This is a genomic window from Cellulomonas fulva, from assembly GCF_018531375.1.
GTDB classification, from domain to species: domain Bacteria; phylum Actinomycetota; class Actinomycetes; order Actinomycetales; family Cellulomonadaceae; genus Cellulomonas; species Cellulomonas fulva.
On record NZ_JAHBOH010000001.1, the window covers coordinates 75,994 to 97,119 of the forward strand.

Genomic DNA, 21,126 nt, shown 5'->3' on the forward strand with positions numbered 1-21,126 from the left:
ACCGTGTCCGCATGGCCCGATCGACCCGTCCTCGCCCCCGCGCGCTCCTCGCCGCCGGCGCCCTCGTCGTGACGTCCGCCGTCATGCTCGGGACGGCCGGCTGCTCGGACGCCGCCGACGACGTGCGGACGGTCGTGAGCGACGCGGCCAGCAACGCCCGCGACGCCGTCGACGACGCGCAGGCGTCGCTCGACGACCTGCGGGCCCGCCTCGACGAGGCGGGCGACGCGGTCACCGAGGCCCGGCAGTCTGTCGAGGACCTCGCTCCGCAGGCGCGCGAGGAGGCGCAGCAGGCGATCTCCGACGCCGGCGACGCGATCGGCGACGCGCGGGCCGCCATGCGGGACGCCCGCCAGGACGCCGCGGGCGCGAAGGACGACCTGGCCGCGGCCCGCCAGAAGGTCGAGGACGCCCGCACCCAGCTCCGCGAGTCCGCCGACGCCGCGAAGGGCGACGCCGCGGACGCGCTCTCGGGGCTCGCCGACACCCTCGACGACGTCGCCGCCGACCTCCGTGGCGCGGCCGGCTCCTGACCCTCCCTCCTCCCCGCGCCCTCGCCGCGTGCCGAACGGGTGATCTTCACGCGGCTCGGCGCGGTTCGTTGTCTTTGCCGGGCGACCTGCCGATCTTGAGAGACATGGCCGTCCGTCGCGCGATCCGTCGCCCCCACGTCGAGTGGTGGGTCGTGGCTGCGTGGTCGTCTCTCGCGCTCGTCGTCGTCGCCGGTCTGGCGGCGGCGACCGGGACGTTCTGAGCCGGTCCCGCTCCACGCCCTACGCTCCTGCTCCATGAGCGCTCCCCGGTGGGTCGACGTCGCCCGCGCGACGAACCTCCTCGGTGCCGACGGCAGGCCGCGCGCGACGATCTTCGCGGAGATGTCCGCGCTCGCCACGGCCACCGGCTCGGTCAACCTGGGCCAGGGCTTCCCCGACGTGGACGGGCCGCCCTCGGTCGCCCGCGCCGCCGCGGACGCGATCCTCGCGGGGCACAACCAGTACCCGCCGGGTCCCGGGATCCCCGAGCTGCGGCAGGCGGTCGCCGAGCACCAGGAGCGGCACTACGGCCTGACCCCGGACCCCGACACCGAGGTCCTGGTCACCGCCGGCGCCACCGAGGCCCTCGCGGCCACGGTCCTCGCGCTCGTCGGACCGGGTGACGAGGTCCTCACCCTCGAGCCGTTCTACGACGCGTACGCGGCGGTGGTCGCGCTCGCCGGCGCGACGCACACGACGGCACCGCTGCGCGCGACCCCCGACGGCTTCCGCCTGGACGCCGACGCGCTCGCCGCCGCGTTCACGGACCGGACGCGGCTCGTCGTGCTGAACACGCCGCACAACCCGACCGGTGCGGTCCTCACGCCCGACGAGCTGGCGGTCGTCGCGCGGCTCGCGCTGGCGCACGACGCGCTCGTCGTGACCGACGAGGTGTACGAGCACCTCACGCTCGCGGGACCCGACGGCGCGCGTGCCCGGCACGTGCCGATCGCGACGCTGCCCGGGATGGCCGCGCGGACGCTGACGATCTCGTCCGCCGGCAAGACCCTGTCCTTCACCGGCTGGAAGGTCGGCTGGGTCACCGGGCCGGAGGCGCTGGTGACCGCGGTGCGGACGGTCAAGCAGTTCCTCACCTACGTCAACGGCGCGCCGTTCCAGCCGGCGGTGGCGGCCGCGCTGCGGTCCGACGAGGTGGCGCGGTGGGTCACCGCGCTGGCCGACTCCCTCTCCCGGCGACGCGACCTGCTGTGCGAGGGCTTGCGTGCCGCGGGGTTCACCGTGGTGCCGCCCCAGGGGACGTACTTCGTGCTCGCGGACGCCGCGCCGCTGGGGCACGCCGACGGCGCCGAGCTGTGCCGCGAGCTGCCCCGGCTGTGCGGCGTCGTCGGGGTGCCCGTGTCCGCGTTCACGCAGCCAGGGTCCGCCGCGGACGACGCGCTCCGGTCGTGGGTGCGGTTCACGTTCGTCAAGCGCGACGACGTGCTCGCCGACGCGGTGACGCGGCTCGCCCGGCTGGGCGGGCGCTGAGCCCGCTCGTCGGACCGCCTGCCCGCGGGGCGCGTCAGCCGGACCAGGCGCCGCCGCGGCGGTAGGCGGGCGTCGCGAGCGCGAGGACCAGCAGCGCCGCGGTGGCCGCGCCGACCATGACCGCGGCCATCGCGACCGCGTCGCCGCCCAGGAGCCCGGACAGCGGCGAGATGACGCCCGAGATCGCCGCCTGCGTGGCGCCGATCATCGCGGCGGCCGTGCCGGCGATCTCGCCGTGCCGGGACAGCGCGAGCGCCGACGCGTTCGGCGGCGCGAAGTTCACCATGGCGAGCACCAGCCAGAGCATGACGAGCAGCACGGGCAGCCCGCCGACGCCCGTGATCGCGATGGTCAGCAGCCCGAGCGTGAGCAGGAGCGACAAGGGCAGGACCACGCGGATGATGCGGATGGGCGCGACGCGCCGCACGAGCGCCGCGTTGACCTGCGCACCCGCGACGAGGCCGACGCCGTTGAGCGCGAACAGCAGCGAGAACTGGTGCGACGTGAGCCCGTAGCCCTCCTGCAGCACGAACGGCGAGCCGACGACGTAGCTCATGAGGACCGCGTTGCCGAGGCCCGGCATGATCGCGAGGGCGACGAAGTGCCGGTCCCGCAGGAGCCGGCGGTAGCCGCCCAGCGCCGTGCGGAGCCCGCTGTCCCGCCGCCGCTCGCGCGGCAGCGTCTCCGGCAGCCGGCGGAGCACGACGAGCCACAGCGCGACACCGAACAGCGCGAGGGCGACGAACACGCCGCGCCAGCCGACCTCGCCCGCGATCAGGCCACCGACCGACGGCGCGAAGAGCGGCGCGATGCCGATGACGAGCATGAGGCGGGAGATCAGCCGCGACGCGTCGGCGCCCACGAACCGGTCCCGGATGACCGCCATCGCGACGACCGTCGCCGAGGCGTTGAAGAAGCCCTGCGCGACGCGCAGGCCGATGAGCATCTCGACGTTCACGACGAGCGCGCACAGCAGCGACGTCAGCACGTGCAGCGCGACCCCGACGAGCACGGGCGCGCGCCGGCCGAACCGGTCCGAGAGCGGCCCGATGACGAGCTGCCCGACCGCGCCGCCCAGCATCATCGCCGTCATCGTGAGCTGCGCGGCGGTGGCCGAGGTCGACAGGTCGCGCGCGACGTCCGGCAGCGACGGCAGGTAGATGTCGTTGGAGATCGCCGGCAGCGCGCACATCATGCCGAGCAGCAGCACGTACTTCGCGTTGGGGCGGTAAGCCGGCGCGTCGGGCGGGCTGGTGGGCGCGTCGGACGGGCTGGTGGGCGTGTCAGGCGCGTCGGCGGGTCCCGCGGGGTGCGTGAGCGCGGGGTCGACGGCGGTCACGGCGGAGGTGCCGGACTCGTCGAGCGCTGCGTCGCGCGGGGTGGTGGTGGGCTGGCAGCGGGATGCGGTCTCGGTCACGGTCTGCTCGGCGTCGCTCGTCGGGTGCGTGGTCCTGTGGGGTGTCGTGGGCCCATCGTCGCACCGCTCGCCACGACCGCGCGAATCGTTTCGATCCCGTGACCGCGGGTGGGTGGGGAGATGACCGGGGCTTGACCGGCGCTCCTCGCGGACGCCCGTCGGACGGCGGGGTGGATGTCGGCGCCGGCTGGCAAGGTGGGGGCATGTGCGGTCGCTACGCCTCCTTCCGTGAGGACCAGGCCCTGGCCGACGAGTTCGCGATCGCGACCGTCGCCGACGACGTGCGGCTGCTGCCGCCGTCATGGAACGTCGCGCCGACGGACGGCGTCCGCATGGTCGTCGAGCGCGCGGACCGGGAGACCGGCGAGATCACGCGTCAGCTCCGCGTCGCCCGCTGGGGTCTGGTGCCGTCGTGGGCCAAGGACCCGTCGATCGGCAACCGCATGATCAACGCCCGCGTCGAGACACTGACCGACAAGCCCGCGTTCGCCCGCCCGTTCGCCACGCGGCGCGCGCTGCTGCCGGCGGACGGCTACTACGAGTGGCGCAAGCCGGGCCCGGGAGCCACGAGCAAGCGCAAGCAGCCGTACTACCTGCACCCGACGGACGGCTCCCCGGTCGCGCTGGCCGGGCTGTACGAGTTCTGGAAGGACCCCACGAAGTCCGACGAGGATCCCGACCGCTGGCTGGTGAGCGCGACCGTGATCACCCGGCCGGCGACCGAGCACCTCGCGTTCATCCACGACCGTCAGCCGCTGATGCTCCCCCGGTCCGCGTGGGACGCCTGGCTCGACCCGGCCGTCGACGCGGCCGGTGCGCGCGAGCTGCTCGACGTCGAGCCGCCGACCATCGACCCGACACCGGTCCTGCCCCTGGTCAGCTCGGTCGCCAACGACGGACCCCAGCTCCTCACCCCGGACCCGGACCCGATGCCGCTGGACCCCGAGCCCACGCTCGACGTCTAGGCCGGTCGCGCCGGGGTCCTGCGATCCGCCCCCTCGCCGAGCCGGAGGTCCGCAGACCGACCCGGCACGAGGCCGCCCTGGCCTGACCCGACCTCGTCCTGGCGTCAGCTCACGGCTGGGCGGCGCGGAGCTGGACGGGGACGACCGTACCGAGGCCCTGGAGCTCGAGCGCGGCGAGCTCCGCGGTGGTGAAGGAGGGGTCGCCGGCGAGCGCGGCGGCGGTGAGCTGGTCGGTGAGGACGTGCGACGGCTCCGCGATGTCGGTGAGCCGCGCCGCGAGGTTGACCACGGGCCCGAAGACGTCGCCGAACCGGGACAGGACCCGGCCCCACACGAAGCCCACGCGCACGGGCGTGACCCCACGCGCACCCTCGGCGATGCCGCCGGCGGCCGTCGCGGAGTCGACGTCGAGCTCGCGGCCCAGCGCGTCGGCGAGACCGAGGGCCACGCGCGCACCGGTCGCGGCGTCGTCGGCGACGAAGAGCACGGCGTCGCCGATCGTCTTGACCACGCGGCCACCGGCCGCGGTCACGACGTCGCGCGCGGCGGCCTCGAAGCGCTGCACGAACTCGGACAGGTCCGTCGACCCCAGGCCGGCGGTGCGGCGCGTGAACGAGACCATGTCCGCGAAGCCGACGGCCCGCGCGAGGGGCAGCGCGGTGGCGTCCGGGCCGGGGTTGCCGATCTCGCCGAACTCGGCGGCGTACCGGCCCGCGATCGCGGCGAGCTGGCGGCGGTAGGAGTGCACCAGCTGCGCCTCGAGCACCGGCGCGAGCTCGACCAGCCGGTCCAGCACCAGCAGGCGCGCGGTCGCGTCGTCGAGCTCGTAGCGCGAGGCCATGTCCTCCACGAGCGCCTCGACCTGCCACAGCGCGAGCCGGTCGGAGGTGTGGCCCAGCGCCCGGGTCACGGTGATCACGGTCCGCAGGTCGAGCCCGTGCTCCCGCACGAGCGCCGCGGCGCGGTCGACGGCCTCGGCGTCCCGCTCGGTGTAGAAGGGGTCGTCCGGGTCGCTGTGCGGCAGGCCCATCGTCGCCCAGAAGCCGCGCACCACGTCGACGCCGATGTCGGCCCGCCGCGCGAGGTCGTGGGCGCTGTAGGCGCGGTGCCCGCCCAGCAGCGCGGCGTCGATCTCCTCGACCGTCGAGGCGAGCAGGTCAGGTTCGTCGGGCACGCCACGAGGGTAGTTCACGCGGTGGCGCGCACGTGATGCACGTCACCCGCGAGCACCCGCTGCGTGAGGCCCTCGTCGTCGAGGAGGACCAGCGCGCCGTCGTCGTCGAGGCCCTGGGCGACGCCCTCGACCACCGCGTCGCCGGGGAGCGACGCGCGCACCCGGGTGCCGATGGTCGCCACGACGCCCGCGACCTCGGCGTCGAGGCCGGACCCGGCGGCGTCGCCACCCGCGGCGCGCCACCGCCCCGCGATCTCCTCGAGCGACGTCACGAGCGCGACGAGCAGCCCGAGCCGGTCGACGTGCCGCGCGCCCGCGAGCGCGAGCGAGCCGGCGCTCGGCACGGGCAGCTCGTCGGCGGACTGCAGCACGTTGAGCCCGATCCCGACGACGACCGCGCTCGGCCGCCCGGACGCGCCGGGCACCACCTCGGTGAGGATCCCGCCGACCTTCCGGTACGGCCCCCAGCCGTCGACGTCCTCGGCCGCGGGGACCAGCACGTCGTTGGGCCACTTGAGCACGGCGCGCACGCCCGCGGTCGCACGGACGGCAGTCACCACCCCGAGGCCGGCGAGCAGCGGGATCCACCCCAGCGACGCGGCCGGCACGTCGGGCCGCACGACGAACGTGCACGTCACCGAGGTCCCGGGTGGCGTCGACCACGTGCGGTCGCGGCGGCCCTTGCCGGCCTCCTGGTGGTCGGCGACGAGCAGGCTCAGGTCGGGCCACCCGTCCGGGTCGGCGCGCAGGTCCCGGACCACGTCCGCGTTCGTGGACCCCGCGCGCGGCACCACCTCGACCCGCGCGAGCGGGCCGGCGGGCCGCTGCAGGAGCTCGCGCACGGTCGCGGCGTCGAGGGCGGGGCGCTCGTCGTCTGCCATGCGGCCCATCCTGCCCGTTGGAGGTTCCCGACGACGACGCCCGCGCAAACCCGTGAGCGCCCTGCACCCGTGTGGAGCCTTCCGACAACTAGCCTCGGTCGGGTGACCCAGACCGACGCGACCCCCACGCCGCGCACGACGGCCGACAAGCTCGCCGACCTCGCCGCCCGGACCGACGCGAGCGCCGCCGCCGAGGCGGCCGCCGTCGACAAGCAGCACGCGCGCGGCAAGAAGACCGCCCGCGAGCGCATCGACCAGCTGCTGGACCCCGGCTCGTTCACGGAGATCGACGCCCTGGTCCGCCACCGCTCCACCAACTTCGGGCTCGAGAAGAAGCGGGTCCCGGGCGACGGCGTCGTCGTCGGGCACGGCACCGTGGACGGCCGCCCGGTCGCGGTCTACTCCCAGGACTTCACGGTCTTCGGCGGCAGCCTGGGCGAGGTCCACGGGCAGAAGATCACCAAGGTCATGGACCTCGCGCTGCGCACCGGCGTCCCGCTCATCGGGATCAGCGACGGCGGCGGCGCGCGCATCCAGGAGGGCGTCGCCGGCCTGACGCAGTTCGCCGAGATCTTCCGCCGCAACGTCGCCGCGAGCGGCGTGATCCCGCAGATCAGCCTGATCCTGGGCCCGTCGGCGGGCGGTGCGGTGTACTCCCCCGCGCTCACCGACTTCATCGTGATGGCCGACGGCACGTCGAACATGTTCATCACCGGTCCGGACGTGATCCGCGCGGTCACGGGCGAGGACGTCGGCTTCGAGGAGCTGGGCGGCGCCACCACGCACAACACGCGCTCGGGCGTGGCGCACTACCTGGCGCACGACGAGGACGACGCGATCGACTACGTGCGCTCGCTGCTGGGCTACCTGCCCCAGAACAACCTGTCCGACCCGCCGCTCTACGCGCACGAGAGCGACCTGGACCGCAGCGACGCGGACCTCGCGCTCGACACGCTGGTGCCCGACTCGGACAACCAGCCGTACGACATGCGCACGGTCGTCGAGACCGTGCTCGACGACGGCGTGCTGCTCGAGGTGCAGCCGCTGTACGCGGGCAACGTCGTCGTCGGCTTCGGTCACGTCGAGGGCCACCCGGTGGGCGTCGTCGCGAACCAGCCGCAGCAGATGGCGGGCACGCTGGACATCAACGCGGCGGAGAAGGCCGCACGGTTCGTGCGCACGTGCGACGCGTTCAACATCCCGGTGCTGACGTTCGTGGACGTGCCGGGCTTCCTGCCGGGGACCGACCAGGAGTGGAACGGCATCATCCGCCGCGGCGCGAAGCTGATCTTCGCCTACGCCGAGGCCACCGTCCCGCTGGTCACGGTCATCACCCGCAAGGCCTACGGCGGCGCGTACATCGTGATGGGCTCCAAGCAGCTCGGCGCGGACGTGAACCTCGCGTGGCCCACGGCGCAGATCGCCGTGATGGGCGCGGGCGGCGCGGTCAACATCCTCCAGCGCGGTGCGCTCAAGAAGGTGTCCGACGAGGGCGGCGACGTCGAGGCCGAGCGGCGGCGGCTGACCACCGAGTACGAGGACGCGATCGTCAACCCGTGGGACGCCGCGGACCGCGGCTACGTCGACGCCGTGATCGAGCCGTCGGCCACGCGCGCGGAGATCACCAAGGCACTGCGGCTGCTGCGCACCAAGCGTGCCGCGCTGCCCGCCAAGAAGCACGGCAACATCCCCCTGTGACCGAGGACGGACCGATGACGCACGACCACGAGCACGACGACCACGAGCACGACCACGAGCACGACCACGACGAGCCGCAGGGCCACGAGCACGACGCGGCGACGCACGGCACCGACCCGCTGCCCGGGGTGGACCCCGCGGACCTGCACGCGGCGGTCGACGCGCTGGCGGGCGCGCTGCACGAGTACGTGGCGACCGCGGTCGGCGTCCGCGCCGAGTTCGGCGCCGAGGAGGCCGACGAGGACCCGCGGATCCTGGCGCTGGAGTCGCGCGTCGGCGGGTTCAACGCCGCGCTGTACGACCTGCTCCACGACCGGCTGGGCATGCACGCCGACCTCGTCGGGATGACGTGGGACGACGACGGCGACACCGCCGACGACGCCACGGACGAGGCCGGTGAGGTCGACGCCTTCCACGTGGGTCTCGTCGTGTCCCGGACGCCCGCCGCGGGCGACCGCACGCTGGACTCGGTGCTCGACCTGGTCGAGGCAGGCGCCTCGGACCTCACCCAGACGCTCGTCGAGGCGGGCTTCGAGGTGGTCGAGTGGGGCGTCTCGCGCGGTGCCGCCGTGGACCTCGGCGAGGACGAGGACGACGAGGACGGCGCGTGAGCGACGACGCCCACCTCCAGGTGGTCCGCGGCACGCCCGACGACGTCGAGCTCGCCGCGCTGGTCGCCGGGATCCTGGCCGCGACGTCGAGCACGCCGGCACCCGACCTCGCCGCGCCCGCGTCCGCGTGGGCGGACCGGCGGCGCCAGCTGCGGCCGCAGCCCGCGCCGGCGCCGGGTGCGGACGCCTGGCGGTGGAGCCTGCGCGGCTGACGCCTACGGCACCGTCACCGTCCCGAGGTGACCCAGCGCGGGGCCGGCGGCCAGGTCGGGGTCCCACGGGGCGAGCGCCATCGAGCCCCACGCCTCGTAGGTGCCCGCGGGCAGCGGGTCCCCGTCGCACGTGACCGCGTCGGCGGCGAGCTGACCGCCCTGGCCGACGGCGGGCAGGTCGTACCACCCGCCGAACCGGTCGCCGGGGTCCGCGCCCGAGGTCGCCGAGTCGCTGACCACCGCGCCGGCGGCGTCCGTGAGCAGGAGCCGCGGGCTGCCGAGGGCACCGGCGGCGCGGGACGCCGGGTCGACGACGTCGAGCTGCTGCGAGGTCCGGAGCACGTCGAGCGGTGGCGCACCGGCCACGAACTCCTGGTCCACCAGCGAGCCCAGGTCGGCCGTGCCGGTCAGCGCCACGGACCGGTCGGAGGCCAGGTCGCCGACGGTCCGGCCGCAGTAGCCGGGGACCTCGCCCTGCTCGACCTGGATCGCGGTGCCGCCGCCCAGCAGCAGCGCGGACTCGTCGCCGCGGGTCACGTCGGCCAGCACCCAGACGGCGAGGTCGCCGTCGAGCGGGCCGGTAGGGCCCTCACCGTCGGACCGTTCGCACGCCTCGAGCGGCACGTCGGTCCACAGGTACCAGGGCGCCTGCTGGGCCACGCGCGCCGAGTCGCCGTCGACCACGACGTCGTGCCGCGCCACGACGACGCCGTCGCTGGTGACCAGGACGGTGACCGCGTCGGCGGTGAGCCTCGCCTTGTCCTCCTCGTCGCTGCCGAGCATGACCGTGGTGTCGAGCGTCGCGCCGGTCGGGGTGGTGGCCGACGCGTCGACCGGGAGCACCGTGGCGCGTAGCGCGCCCGTCGTCGTGCTCGTCGTGATCGTCGTGCCGTCCGCCTGCGCGCCCGCGGCGACCGCCCAGCCGCACGCCCCCGGGGCCGCTCCCGTCTGCGGGGCGACGGAGGTGATCGCGGCGCCCTCCGCGTCGTCGGCGCCCGCGACGGAGTCCGCCGCCCGGTTGCCGCCCTGGAGCTGGGCGGCGCCGAGCGCGAGCGCCCCGACCGCCCCGACGCCGACCGCCGAGCGCGTCGCGGTACGGGCCGCGCGACGACGGCGCACGCGCCCGGTGAGCGCGTCGGCGCGCAGCCCGTCCGTCGGCAGCTCGTCGGCCGCCGCGTGCAGCAGGTCTCGCAGGTCGTTCATCGTGCCCTCCCGGGTCCCCCGACGACGTGGGTCTCCACGTCGTCCTGCACCGGCCCGAGCGTGCGCTCGAGGGTGCGTGTGCCGTCGCTCAGGTACCGCTTGACCGCGCCGTCGCTCAGCGTGAGCGCGCGGGCGATCTCCGCGATCGTCAGGTCCTCGTAGAACCGCAGGACCACGCACGCCCGGACCCGCGGAGGCAGGTCCGCGAGCGCCGCGACCACGTCCGCGCGCTCCTGGACGCCCCGCTCCGGCCCCTCGTGGCTGTCCGACCGCACCAGCAGGTGGCGCACGTCCCGGAACCGCCGCCCACGGCGGGTGCCGTCGACGAAGGTCGTGAGGATCGTGCGGCGCACGTAGGACTCCGCGGCGGCCGTCTCGCGCAGCTGCCCCCGCCGGACGAACGTCGCGACGACGGCGTCCTGGACCAGGTCCTCGGCGGCGGCGCGGTCGCCGGTGAGGAGGTAGGCGTAGCGCACGAGAGCCGGCCCGCGGTCGCGGACCAGCGTCTCGAGCGTGCGTTCCCAGTCGGCCATCGGTCTCCTCGTCGTGCGACGCCCCCTGCAGTGTGCGCCGTGTGTCACCGGGACCGTGCCACCCCCTGCGCGGCACGCGCCCGACACGACCAGGACGACCGGGGAGCACGAAAGGTTGGGGGCTACCCGCGAGTAGTGTCGAGCGCATGCGTGAACCCACGGCCGTCGACGCCGTCGCCGAGAAGTACGTCGCCACCTCCGCCGCCCTGGACCCGGTGGCCGCCACCGAGATGGGGCTGTCCGGGCACGACCACGAGATGACCGACCTGTCGCCCGCCGGGCACGACGCGCGGGCGGCCGCAGCACGAGCGACGCTGCTCGAGCTCGACGCCGCCGTGGCGGACGGCCGGTCGCCTGACCAGCCCGCCGACGACGTGGACCGGATCACCGTCGCCGCGATGCGCGAGCGCCTCGGCCTGCAGCTCGAGCTGCACGACGCGGGCGAGCACCTGCGGGACCTCAACAACATCGCCTCGCCCGTCCAGGGGCTGCGGGACGTCTTCGACATCATGCCGACGGGCGACGTCGAGGCGTGGGAGAACATCGCGGCCCGCCTGAACGCCCTGCCCGGCGCGGTCGACGGGTACGTCGAGTCGCTGCGCGCGGGTGCCGCGCGCGGGCTCGTCGCGGCCGCTCGGCAGGTGGCCGACGGCGTGGAGCAGGCCGCCGAGCTCGCGGGCGACCAGTCGTTCTTCACGTCGTTCGTGCAGGGCGAGGCCGCCGCGGCCGCGCTCGACGACTCGGCGTCCTGCGCGCTGGTGCGCGCCGAGCTCGAGCGCGGCGCCGCCGCGGCGCGGCAGGCGTACGGCCGGCTGACGGAGTTCCTGCGCGACGAGCTCGCCCCGCAGGCCCCTGCCGAGGACGCGGCCGGGCGCGACCGGTACGCGCTCTGGTCGCGCGCGTTCCTGGGGGCGCGCATCGACCTCGAGGAGACCTACCAGTGGGGGCTCGAGGAGCTCGCGCGCGTGGTCGCCGAGCAGGAGGCCGTCGCCGCGCAGATCGCCGGACCGGGCGCGACCGTGGAGCAGGCCGTCGCCGCGCTCGACGCCGACCCGGCCCGCACGCTCACGGGCACCGAGGACCTGCGCCGCTGGATGCAGGAGACGTCCGACTCCGCGATCGCCGCACTGGACGGCACGCACTTCGACATCCCGCCCGAGCTGCACACGCTCGAGTGCCGCATCGCGCCCACGCAGAACGGCGGGATCTACTACACCGGCCCGTCGGACGACTTCACGCGGCCGGGCCGCATGTGGTGGTCCGTGCCGCCGGACGTCACGACGTTCAACACCTGGCGCGAGAAGACGACGGTCTACCACGAGGGCGTCCCGGGGCATCACCTGCAGGTCGGCGCCGCCGTGCACAACCGCGCGTCGCTCAACACCTGGCGGCGCCTCGCGTGCTGGACGTCGGGTCACGGCGAGGGCTGGGCGCTGTACGCCGAGCGCCTCATGGCGGACCTGGGCTTCCTGGACGACCCGGGCGACCGGCTCGGCATGCTCGACGGCCAGCGCATGCGGGCCGCGCGCGTCGTGTTCGACATCGGCGTGCACCTGGGCCTGCCCGCACCCGAGCAGTGGGGCGGCGGCCGGTGGGACGCCGACAAGGCGTTCGCCTTCCTGCTGGCCAACGTCAACATGCCCGAGTCGTTCGTGCGGTTCGAGTGGATGCGCTACCTGGGCTGGCCCGGGCAGGCGCCGTCCTACAAGGTCGGCCAGCGGCTCTGGGAGCAGACGCGCGACGAGGCCCGCGCGGCTGCCGGTGACGCGTTCGACCTGCGCGCGTTCCACGCCACGGCGCTGAACCTCGGCTCGCTCCCGCTCGACGTGCTGCGGCTCGCGTTCTGAGACCCAGGAAGGCCCGGCCCCGCGGATGTCGCGGGTGCCGGGCCTTCGTCGTCGGGTCGGGCGACGGAGCCGGTCGCTGCGGTCAGAGCAGCGTGTACCCGTACCCGAGCCACACCAGGCCGGCCAGGGCGACGAGCACCGCGGCCGTCACGTACCAGTCGGTCCCCTGCGCGACGAACCGGCGCGCCCACGGGCCCGCGCGTCCCGGCAGGACGATCACGCGGTCGCGGACGTTGAGCCGCGTGAGCCCCGCCCAGACGAGCGTCGTGGTGACCGTGATGAGCAGGCACCAGGGGCACAGCGCCTTGATGTCCGTGTAGGCCTCGTAGAACAGCCACCACGCGAACACGAGGCCCGCCGTGTAGATGACCTGCGCGATCTGCATGAACCAGCGCGGGAAGACGACGCCACCGAGGATCGCCACCGCGACCGTGAGCACGACGGCCTCCGCCGCGATCCCCACGAACGCGTTGGGGAAGCCCAGGAGCTCGGCCTGCCACGACTTCGCGACCGTGGAGCAGCTGATCTTGCTGTTGAGGTCGCAGCTCGCGGTGGTCTTGCCGCCGGCGAGCTGCCAGGCCTCGACCGAGAGCACGAACGCCGCGTACAGGCCGATCAGGCCGGAGACGATCATCTCGATCGCGGTGCGGCGGCGCCACGCGAGCGTCGACGGGCGCAGCAGGTCCGGGTCGGGGTCGACCGGTGCGACGTCGTCCAGGTCGAGGTCGTCGTCGTCCACGACGGCGTTCCGCTTGCTCACGTGCCCTCCCTGAGGCCTCCTGCGACGAGCTGCGCGCGACGCGCGAGCGCCATTGTGCCCCGCCCGGCTGTGCGCAGGGCCAGACGATCGTCCCGCCGGCACGGTTAGGCTCCCCCGCGTGACCCGCCTGCTGCTCGCCTCCGCCTCCCCCGCCCGCCGCGCGACGCTGCGCGCCGCGGGCATCGAGCCGCTCGTCGCGGTCTCGTCGGTCGACGAGGAGGCCGTGCTGGCGGCCGCGCGCGAGCGGTACGCCGACGAGCACGGCGCGCTCGACCCCGCGGACGCGGTGCTCGTCCTCGCGCAGGCCAAGGCCCACGACGTCGCGGCGCACCTGCCCGAGGAGCTGGCGGAGGCGTGCGACCTCGTCGTCCTCGGCTGCGACTCGATGCTCGAGCTCGACGGCCAGGTGCTCGGCAAGCCGAGCGACGCGCAGGACGCGGTCGCGCGGTGGCACGCCATGCGCGGGCGCGCGGGCGTGCTGCACACGGGGCACTGGCTGGTGGACCTGCGCGAGCCCGACGAGGCCGACGACGCCGCACCGAGCCCCGCGGCCGGCTCGTCGGGCACCGGGCTCGGCGCGGGACGCGGGGCCGTGCTGGGCGCGACCTCGTCGACCACGGTGCACTTCGCGGACGTGACGGACGACGAGATCGCGGCGTACGTCGCGACGGGCGAGCCGCTCGCGGTGGCGGGCGCGTTCACGGTCGACGGCCGGGGCGGGCCGTTCGTCGAGCGCATCGAGGGCGACCACCACGGCGTCGTCGGCCTCAGCCTGCCGCTGCTGCGGAGCCTGCTCGCGGAGGTCGACGTCCCGCTGCACACCCTCTGGAGCGACTGACCTCCGTTGTGCGGTTCGTGCAGCCGTCGGCCCCGGGGACCTGGCGGGCGGCCGTGTCGTCGTCGGGACCCTACAAACGCCGCCGGGGCGGGCTTGGACGGATCGCCAATGTTCGTCCGGCCGCGGTGACGGCGCGGACCGGCGCGACGCCTGGGCGTTACGGTGAGCCGTGCCCTCCCCCACTCCCCTGCGCAAGGTCCTGATCGCCAACCGGGGCGAGATCGCCGTCCGCATCGCGCGCGCGTGCCGCGACGCGGGGATCGGGTCGGTCGCCGTCTACGCCGACCAGGACCGCGAGGCGCTGCACGTCACGGTCGCCGACGAGGCGTTCGCGCTCGACGGCGCCCGCGCCGCCGACACGTACCTCGACATCGCCAAGCTGCTCGACGTCGCGCGCCGGGCGGGCGCGGACTCGGTGCACCCGGGGTACGGGTTCCTCGCCGAGAACGCCGCCTTCGCGCAGGCGGTCCTCGACGCGGGCCTGGTCTGGATCGGACCGCCGCCCGCCGCGATCGAGTCCCTCGGGGACAAGGTCAGCGCGCGGCACATCGCGCAGCGCGCGGGCGCGCCGCTCGTCGCCGGGACGCCCGACCCCGTGAGCGGGCCGGAGGAGATCCACGCGTTCGTGGCCGAGCACGGCCTGCCGATCGCGATCAAGGCGGCGTTCGGGGGCGGCGGGCGCGGGCTCAAGGTCGCCCGGACGTCCGACGAGATCGACGAGATGTACGAGTCCGCGGTGCGCGAGGCGGTCGCGGCGTTCGGCCGGGGCGAGTGCTTCGTCGAGCGGTACCTGGACCGGCCGCGCCACGTCGAGACCCAGTGCCTGGCCGACGAGCACGGCACGGTCGTCGTGGTCAGCACGCGCGACTGCTCGCTGCAGCGCCGCCACCAGAAGCTGGTCGAGGAGGCGCCGGCGCCCTACCTGACCGACGCGCAGCGCACGCAGCTCGTCGAGTCGAGCAAGGCGATCCTGCGCGAGGCCGGCTACGTGGGTGCGGGCACGTGCGAGTTCCTGGTCGGTGCGGACGGCACGGTCAGCTTCCTGGAGGTCAACACGCGCCTGCAGGTCGAGCACCCCGTGACCGAGGAGATCAGCGGGATCGACCTGGTCCGCGAGCAGCTGCGGATCGCGGCGGGCGAGCCGCTGGGCTACGACGAGGTCGCCACGCGCGGCCACTCGCTCGAGTTCCGGATCAACGGCGAGGACCCGGCCGCGAACTTCCTGCCCGCCCCCGGTCGCATCTCGACGCTGCGCTTCCCGAGCGGCCCGGGCGTGCGCGTGGACTCGGGCGTCGTCGAGGGCGACACGGTCTCCGGCGCCTTCGACTCGATGATCGCCAAGCTCGTCGTCACGGGCGCGACGCGGCGTCAGGCGATCGAGCGCGCGCGTCGCGCGCTGGCCGAGCTCGAGGTCGTCGGGATCCCCACCGTCGTGCCGTTCCACCGCGCCGTGCTCGAGGCGGAGGCGTTCGCCCCCGCCGACGACGCGACGCCGTTCTCGGTGCACACGCGCTGGATCGAGACCGAGTTCGCCGACGTGCTGCCGACGCTCGGGGCGGCGCCCGCCGCGGCGCCGAGCGAGCCGGAGGACGCTCCCACGCTCGAGCGCGTGGTGGTCGAGGTCGGCGGCAAGCGGCTCGAGGTCGTGCTGCCCGCCGCGCTCGGGCTGGGCCGCCCGGGCGCGGCGCGGGCCGCCGCGGGGCCGCGCCGGCCCGCTCGTCGTGCCGCCGGACCCAAGGCCGCGGCCAACGGGACCACGCTCGCCTCCCCCATGCAGGGCACGATCGTCAAGGTCGCGGTCGCCGACGGCGCCACGGTCGCCGAGGGCGACCTGGTCGTGGTGCTCGAGGCCATGAAGATGGAGCAGCCGCTGGTCGCGCACCGGGCCGGCACCGTGGCCGGGCTGGCGGCGAGCGTCGGGGCGAGCGTGAGCGCCGGGAGCCCGATCTGCGAGATCGTCGACTGAGCGGCGTGACCGGCGGGACGCCGTGACCAGCCCGGGCGACGGCTGGGTCGAGTGCGCCTGCGACCAACGGCACTGGGGCCTCGCCGGGGCCGCCGGCCTGCTCGTCGTGCGACGTGACGCGGACGGCACCCCGACGCACGTCCTGCTGCAGCACCGTGCGCTGTGGTCCCACCACGGCGGGACCTGGGGCATCCCGGGCGGCGCGCGCCAGCCGCACGAGGACGCGACGGCCGGCGCGCTCCGCGAGGCCGCCGAGGAGGCCGGCGTGCCGCCCGCGGCGGTCGCCCCGTTCGCGACGACCGTGCTCGAGCACCCGGACTGGTCCTACACCACCGTCCTGGCCGACGAGGTCGCGCCGTTCGAGGCGCGCGCGACCGACGCCGAGTCGCTCGAGGTCGCCTGGGTCCCCGTCGACGACATCGCCGACCTGCCGCTGCTCCCCGCGTTCGCGGACGCGTGGCCCACGCTGCGCGAGCTCGTCTTCATGCGGTAGGGCACGCGCGGTAGGGCACCCGCGGTGGGCACTCGCGGTGGGCACCGGCGGCAGGGCACCGCCGCGTGACGCGGAGCACATGACCGCCTGCGGACGGCCCGTTCCCCGGACCGGCCGGGCGCGGTATCGTCGCGCGTCGTGAGGTAAGCCTGACCTCACCACGTCGAGACGAAGGTCGTCATGGTCGCCAACTTCCTGATCGGTCTGCGCGAGGGGCTCGAGGCCGCACTCGTCGTCAGCATCCTGGTGGCGTACCTGGTCAAGACCGACCGCCGGGACCTGCTGCCGGCGCTGTGGGGCGGCGTCGCGGTCGCGGTCGGCGCGTCGCTCGCGTTCGGCGCGCTGCTCACGTTCGGGCCCAAGGGGCTGTCGTTCGAGGCGCAGGAGGCGATCGGCGGCTCGTTGTCGATCGTCGCGGTCGGGCTCATCACCTGGATGATCTTCTGGATGGCGAAGACCGCCCGGCACCTCAAGGCGGACCTGCAGCACAAGCTCGACGACGCGATCGCGGCCGGCAAGGGCGCGGTCGTCGTGATGGCGCTGCTCGCGGTGGGCCGCGAGGGGCTCGAGACCGCGCTGTTCCTGTGGGCCGGCGCGCAGGCGACCTCGTCCGGCACCGCGGGCCCGCTGGTCGGTGCGGCGCTGGGCATCGGCGTCGCGGTCGTGGCCGCCTGGCTCATGTACCGCGGGGCCGTCCGGCTGAACCTGCGCGTGTTCTTCGCCTGGACCGGCCTGTTCCTGGTCCTCGTCGCGGCCGGCGTGCTGTCCTACGGCGTCCACGACCTGCAGGAGGCGGGCATCCTGCCCGGGCTGAACAACCTGGCGTTCGACGTCTCGGCCACGGTCCCGCCGTCCTCCTGGTACGGGACGTTGCTCAAGGGCGTCTTCAACTTCACGCCGGCCACCACGTGGCTGCAGCTCGTCGCGTGGGTCGCCTACGTGGCGACCGTGCTCACGTTCTTCGTCCGCACCACCTGGGGCAGCCACCCCGCCCCGCCGCGCGCGGCCGCACCGTCGCCGACGGTCCCGGTCACCGCCGCCTCCTGACGCACCCGCACCACGATCCTGAGGAGACCCATGTCCCGCTCCACCGTCGGCGTGCTCGCGCTGGCCGCCCTGGTCCTGCCGCTCACGGCCGCGTGCGTGGACAACGCCGCGCCCGGCGACGCGGCCTCGGGCACGCCCGCGGGCTCGCTCACCGTGAGCAGCACGGCGGACGGGTGCGAGGTCTCGAGCGCCACCGCGCCGAGCGGCACGCTCACCTTCCAGGTCACCAACGACGGCTCGGACGTCACGGAGTTCTACCTGCTCGGCGAGGACGGGCTGCGCGTGGTGTCCGAGGTCGAGAACATCGGCCCCGGCATCACCCGCGACCTCGTGGTCCAGGCGCGCCCGGGCACCTACTACACGGCCTGCAAGCCCGGCATGGTGGGCGACGGCATCCGCGCGGAGTTCGTGGTGACGGACTCGGGCGAGGACGTCGGCCCCACGGGCGACGTCGCGGCGCAGCTCGCGACGGCGGAGCAGCAGTACGTCGCGTACGTGAAGGACCAGGTCGGTGCGCTGATCGCGGGCACCCAGGAGTTCGCGGACGCCTACCAGGCCGGGGACGACGAGGCCGCACGCGACCTGTACGCCGCGACGCGGGTGCACTGGGAGCGCGTCGAGCCCGTCGCCGAGTCGTTCGGCGACCTCGACCCGCTGACCGACGCGCGCGAGGCCGACCTCGCCGCCGGGGACACCTGGAGCGGCTGGCACTACATCGAGAAGGACCTGTGGCAGCCCGCCGCGGCCGACAACGGCGGCGAGGAGTACGTCCCGCTGACCGACGCCGAGCGCACGCAGGCGGCCGACGACCTCGTCGGGTGGACCCAGGAGCTCGTCGACCAGGTCAACGACCCCGCGTTCACGTTCGAGGCGTTCCAGATCTCCAACGGCGCCAAGGAGCTGCTCGACGAGGTCGCGACGGGCAAGGTCACCGGCGAGGAGGAGATCTGGTCGCACACCGACCTGTGGGACTTCCAGGCCAACGTCGACGGCGCCCGCGTGGCCTACGAGGTCCTCTCCGACGTCGTCGAGGCCGAGGACCCCGACCTGGCCGCGACCCTGCTCGAGCGGTTCACCGCGCTCGACGGCCTGCTCGCCGCGCAGGGCTCCGTCGAGGAGGGCTTCACGTCCTACGACGAGCTGAGCGACCAGGAGGTCAAGGAACTCTCCACCGCCGTGGACGCGCTGTCCGAGCCGCTGTCGCAGCTCACCGTGGTCGTCACGGGCGCCTGAGATGACCGAGGCCGAGCAGTCCCCCGACCCCCGGCAGCGCGAGCGAGCCGGGCTGTCCCGCCGCGCGCTGCTGGGCGGGGGGCTGCTCGGCGCGGCGGCCGTCGGCGCGGCGGCCGGCTTCGGCACCGCGCGCGCCACGGCGGCCGAGCCGGCGGTGGCGACCGACGCCGCGGCCGGCACGTTCCCCTTCACGGGCGAGCACCAGGCCGGCATCGTCACACCCGCGCAGGACCGCCTCTACATCGCGGCGTTCGACGTGACGACCGACGACCGCGACGACCTCGTCGCGCTCCTGCAGCGCTGGACGACGATCGCGGCACGCGTGACCCAGGGGCTGTCGGCCGGGCCGTTCGGGCCCGCCGCCGGCCCGTACGACGCACCGCCGGACGACACGGGCGAGGCCCTCGACCTGCCGCCCGCCGGTCTGACGGTCACGTTCGGGTTCGGCCGGTCGCTGTTCGTCGACGCGGACGGCCGCGACCGGTTCGGGCTCGCCGACCGGCTGCCCGACGCGCTCCTCGAGCTCCCGCACTTCCCGGCCGACAACCTGGACCCGGCGCGGTCGGACGGCGACCTCGTCGTGCAGGCCTGCGCGGACGACCCGCAGGTCGCGGTGCACGCGATCCGCAACCTGTCCCGCGCCGCGTTCGGCGCCGCGACGATCCGCTGGACCCAGCTCGGCTACGGCAGGACGTCCTCGACGTCGACCGCGCAGCGCACGCCCCGCAACCTGTTCGGGTTCAAGGACGGCACGGCGAACCTCAAGGTCGAGGAGACCGCCGCGGTCGACGAGCACGTGTGGGTGCCGGCCGGCCAGGACGACCCGAAGGCCACGTGGATGACGGGCGGCAGCTACCTCGTCGCGCGTCGGATCCGGATGCAGATCGAGACGTGGGACCGCACGTCGCTGCGCGAGCAGGAGGCGCTCGTCGGGCGGACCAAGGGCGAGGGGGCGCCCCTGTCGGGCGGGACCGAGCACACCGAGCCGGACTTCACGGTGACCGGCCGCGACGACGTGCCGCTGGTCGCGCTGAACAGCCACGTCCGGCTCGCGCACCCGACGCAGAACGACGGCGTGCGGATGCTGCGCCGGGGCTACAACTTCACCGACGGCAACGACGCGCTCGGCCGGCTCGACGCTGGGCTGTTCTTCATCGCCTTCGTCGTCGACCCGCGCACGCACTTCGTCCCGATGCAGAACCGGCTCTCGCGCGACGACGGCCTCATGGAGTACCTGCAGCACACGGGGTCGGGGCTGTTCGCGGTGCCTCCCGGCGTGCCCGAGGGCAGCCTGGTCGTCGGATCGGACGGCACGCCGATCACCACCGGCAGCAGCCCGTTCGTCGGGCAGGCGCTGTTCGCCTGACGTCCGCGGACGGTCAGCCCAGCGAGACCAGCGTGCGCACGTCGTCGTCCGGCAGGGTGTCGGCGACCGCGCCGACGGTCAGCTCCCGCAGGTCCGCCCGGCCGCGGTAGACCGACAGGAACGCCGTGTCGGCCGCGTCCCGGCCGGTCGCGACGCGCACGAGCGTCGAGCGCGGCGCGAGCGTCGTCGCGTCGACGACGCACCAGCGGCCCTCGACGTACGCCTCCGCGACCGCGTGGAGGTCCATGGGCGCCAGGCCGGGCGCGTACACCCCGACGACCCGGGCCGGGACGTCCAGGCCGCGCAGCAGCGCGACGACGAGGTGCGCGAAGTCCCGGCACACGCCTCGCCGCGCGAGCAGCGTGCGCACGGCCCCGTCCGTCGGCAGCGACGAGCCGGGCACGTAGGCCAGGCGCGTGCCGACCCACGAGGACACGCCCGCGAGCAGGTCGACCCCCGCGAGCCCGGCGAACTCGGCGCCCGCGGTGGCCGCCAGCGTGTCCGACTCGCAGTACCGGCTGGGCCGCAGGTACCGCAGCAGGTCGACCTCGTCGGCCGGTCGGGGCTCGGCGCGGCCGTGCACGGTCGCGCGGTAGTCGACGACGAGCTCGCCGGGGCCGGCGTCGAGCACGTGCAGCCGGGTGCCGTCGGCGTCGGCGAGCTCGCGCGGCACCACGGGCGCGCCGTCGAGGCGGACGTCCAGCACCTCGTCGGCGTCCTGCCCCCGAGCGACCGCCACCGCGAGCGCGAGCGTGGCCGGCTCGGTGACCTCGAGGACCAGGCGGCTGGTCACGTCTCTGCGCATGCCGAGGAGTCTGCGGGGCCACGGGCCTGCGCGCACGCCGGGGCGTAGGGTGCGGC

The 21,126-nt window shown here is 75.0% G+C and carries 21 protein-coding genes; 14 read left to right on the forward strand and 7 right to left on the reverse strand.

The annotated features are described in order from the left end of the window. Positions 1-11: 11 nt before the first annotated feature. From KIN34_RS00315 to KIN34_RS00325, 3 genes are all read left to right on the forward strand, one after another. The gene (locus KIN34_RS00315; RefSeq protein ID WP_214345743.1) at positions 12-533 is read left to right on the forward strand and encodes a hypothetical protein; all 522 of its coding nucleotides are present in this window, start codon (positions 12-14) and stop codon (positions 531-533) included. A gap of 104 nt (positions 534-637) precedes the next feature. Continuing rightward, positions 638-754 carry a molybdopterin oxidoreductase gene (locus tag KIN34_RS00320; RefSeq protein WP_214345744.1) on the forward strand — a complete coding sequence of 39 codons (117 nt, stop codon included), beginning with the start codon at positions 638-640 and terminating at the stop codon, positions 752-754. Between the two features lie 34 nt (positions 755-788). Next, on the forward strand, positions 789-2,021 hold the full coding sequence (locus KIN34_RS00325) for a pyridoxal phosphate-dependent aminotransferase (protein WP_214345745.1): 1,233 nt from the start codon (positions 789-791) through the stop codon (positions 2,019-2,021). A 34-nt stretch (positions 2,022-2,055) separates the two neighbouring features. On the opposite strand, the gene KIN34_RS00330 is transcribed toward KIN34_RS00325, so the two are convergent. Further along, positions 2,056-3,438, reverse strand: a complete 1,383-nt coding sequence (locus KIN34_RS00330) for a multidrug effflux MFS transporter (protein WP_307858012.1) — start codon at positions 3,436-3,438, stop codon at positions 2,056-2,058. Positions 3,439-3,641: 203 nt separating this feature from the next. Here KIN34_RS00330 and KIN34_RS00335 point away from each other — a divergent pair, with 203 nt between their 5' ends. Beyond that, positions 3,642-4,403 (forward strand): SOS response-associated peptidase, encoded by a 762-nt coding sequence (locus tag KIN34_RS00335; RefSeq protein ID WP_214345746.1) that lies wholly within the window; start codon positions 3,642-3,644, stop codon positions 4,401-4,403. 109 nt (positions 4,404-4,512) lie between these two features. Here KIN34_RS00335 and KIN34_RS00340 read toward each other — a convergent pair whose 3' ends face one another. Further along, positions 4,513-5,595 carry an adenylate/guanylate cyclase domain-containing protein gene (locus KIN34_RS00340; RefSeq protein WP_214345747.1) on the reverse strand — a complete coding sequence of 361 codons (1,083 nt, stop codon included), beginning with the start codon at positions 5,593-5,595 and terminating at the stop codon, positions 4,513-4,515. Next, positions 5,592-6,458: a biotin--[acetyl-CoA-carboxylase] ligase gene (locus tag KIN34_RS00345; RefSeq protein ID WP_214345748.1), complete on the reverse strand. Its 867-nt coding sequence runs from the start codon at positions 6,456-6,458 to the stop codon at positions 5,592-5,594. Before KIN34_RS00345 ends, KIN34_RS00340 begins: the two co-directional genes overlap by 4 nt. 102 nt (positions 6,459-6,560) lie before the next feature. Between KIN34_RS00345 and KIN34_RS00350 the strand changes: the two genes are divergently transcribed. The 3 genes from KIN34_RS00350 to KIN34_RS00360 are packed head-to-tail and all read left to right on the forward strand — an operon-like array spanning position 6,561 to position 8,979. Next, positions 6,561-8,156 carry an acyl-CoA carboxylase subunit beta gene (locus KIN34_RS00350; RefSeq protein WP_214345749.1) on the forward strand — a complete coding sequence of 532 codons (1,596 nt, stop codon included), beginning with the start codon at positions 6,561-6,563 and terminating at the stop codon, positions 8,154-8,156. A 14-nt stretch (positions 8,157-8,170) separates the two neighbouring features. Continuing rightward, complete coding sequence (locus KIN34_RS00355) at positions 8,171-8,767, forward strand: hypothetical protein (RefSeq protein WP_214345750.1); 597 nt, start codon at positions 8,171-8,173, stop codon at positions 8,765-8,767. Beyond that, positions 8,764-8,979, forward strand: a complete 216-nt coding sequence (locus KIN34_RS00360; protein ID WP_214345751.1) for an acyl-CoA carboxylase subunit epsilon — start codon at positions 8,764-8,766, stop codon at positions 8,977-8,979. The genes KIN34_RS00355 and KIN34_RS00360 overlap by 4 nt, the downstream gene beginning before the upstream one ends. 3 nt (positions 8,980-8,982) lie before the next feature. Here KIN34_RS00360 and KIN34_RS00365 read toward each other — a convergent pair whose 3' ends face one another. Then, positions 8,983-10,182 carry a hypothetical protein gene (locus KIN34_RS00365; RefSeq protein ID WP_214345752.1) on the reverse strand — a complete coding sequence of 400 codons (1,200 nt, stop codon included), beginning with the start codon at positions 10,180-10,182 and terminating at the stop codon, positions 8,983-8,985. Continuing rightward, complete coding sequence (locus tag KIN34_RS00370) at positions 10,179-10,715, reverse strand: sigma-70 family RNA polymerase sigma factor (protein ID WP_214345753.1); 537 nt, start codon at positions 10,713-10,715, stop codon at positions 10,179-10,181. Before KIN34_RS00370 ends, KIN34_RS00365 begins: the two co-directional genes overlap by 4 nt. Positions 10,716-10,861: 146 nt before the next feature. On the opposite strand from KIN34_RS00370, the gene KIN34_RS00375 reads away from it, so the two are divergent. After that, positions 10,862-12,562 (forward strand): DUF885 domain-containing protein, encoded by a 1,701-nt coding sequence (locus KIN34_RS00375; protein ID WP_214345754.1) that lies wholly within the window; start codon positions 10,862-10,864, stop codon positions 12,560-12,562. Between the two features lie 82 nt (positions 12,563-12,644). On the opposite strand, the gene KIN34_RS00380 is transcribed toward KIN34_RS00375, so the two are convergent. Further along, entirely contained in the window at positions 12,645-13,322 is a 678-nt protein-coding gene (locus KIN34_RS00380) for a vitamin K epoxide reductase family protein (protein WP_307858014.1), read from the reverse strand. 118 nt (positions 13,323-13,440) lie between these two features. On the opposite strand from KIN34_RS00380, the gene KIN34_RS00385 reads away from it, so the two are divergent. The 6 genes from KIN34_RS00385 to efeB all read left to right on the forward strand — a co-directional run bounded on the left by KIN34_RS00385 (position 13,441) and on the right by efeB (position 20,265). Further along, positions 13,441-14,160: a Maf family protein gene (locus KIN34_RS00385; protein ID WP_214345756.1), complete on the forward strand. Its 720-nt coding sequence runs from the start codon at positions 13,441-13,443 to the stop codon at positions 14,158-14,160. Positions 14,161-14,329: 169 nt separating this feature from the next. Beyond that, positions 14,330-16,126 carry an acetyl/propionyl/methylcrotonyl-CoA carboxylase subunit alpha gene (locus KIN34_RS00390; protein WP_307858015.1) on the forward strand — a complete coding sequence of 599 codons (1,797 nt, stop codon included), beginning with the start codon at positions 14,330-14,332 and terminating at the stop codon, positions 16,124-16,126. Positions 16,127-16,148: 22 nt separating this feature from the next. Continuing rightward, positions 16,149-16,619, forward strand: a complete 471-nt coding sequence (locus KIN34_RS00395; protein WP_214345757.1) for an NUDIX hydrolase — start codon at positions 16,149-16,151, stop codon at positions 16,617-16,619. A gap of 180 nt (positions 16,620-16,799) precedes the next feature. After that, entirely contained in the window at positions 16,800-17,666 is an 867-nt protein-coding gene (gene efeU, locus KIN34_RS00400) for an iron uptake transporter permease EfeU (RefSeq protein WP_214345758.1), read from the forward strand. Positions 17,667-17,696: 30 nt separating this feature from the next. After that, positions 17,697-18,899, forward strand: coding sequence for an iron uptake system protein EfeO (gene efeO, locus KIN34_RS00405; protein ID WP_214345759.1), 1,203 nt, complete (start codon positions 17,697-17,699; stop codon positions 18,897-18,899). Position 18,900: 1 nt separating this feature from the next. After that, entirely contained in the window at positions 18,901-20,265 is a 1,365-nt protein-coding gene (gene efeB, locus KIN34_RS00410) for an iron uptake transporter deferrochelatase/peroxidase subunit (protein WP_214345760.1), read from the forward strand. Positions 20,266-20,278: 13 nt separating this feature from the next. Here the strand turns inward: efeB and KIN34_RS00415 are convergent, their stop codons facing one another. Continuing rightward, complete coding sequence (locus KIN34_RS00415; RefSeq protein ID WP_214345761.1) at positions 20,279-21,070, reverse strand: transglutaminase-like domain-containing protein; 792 nt, start codon at positions 21,068-21,070, stop codon at positions 20,279-20,281. Positions 21,071-21,126: the final 56 nt, after the last annotated feature.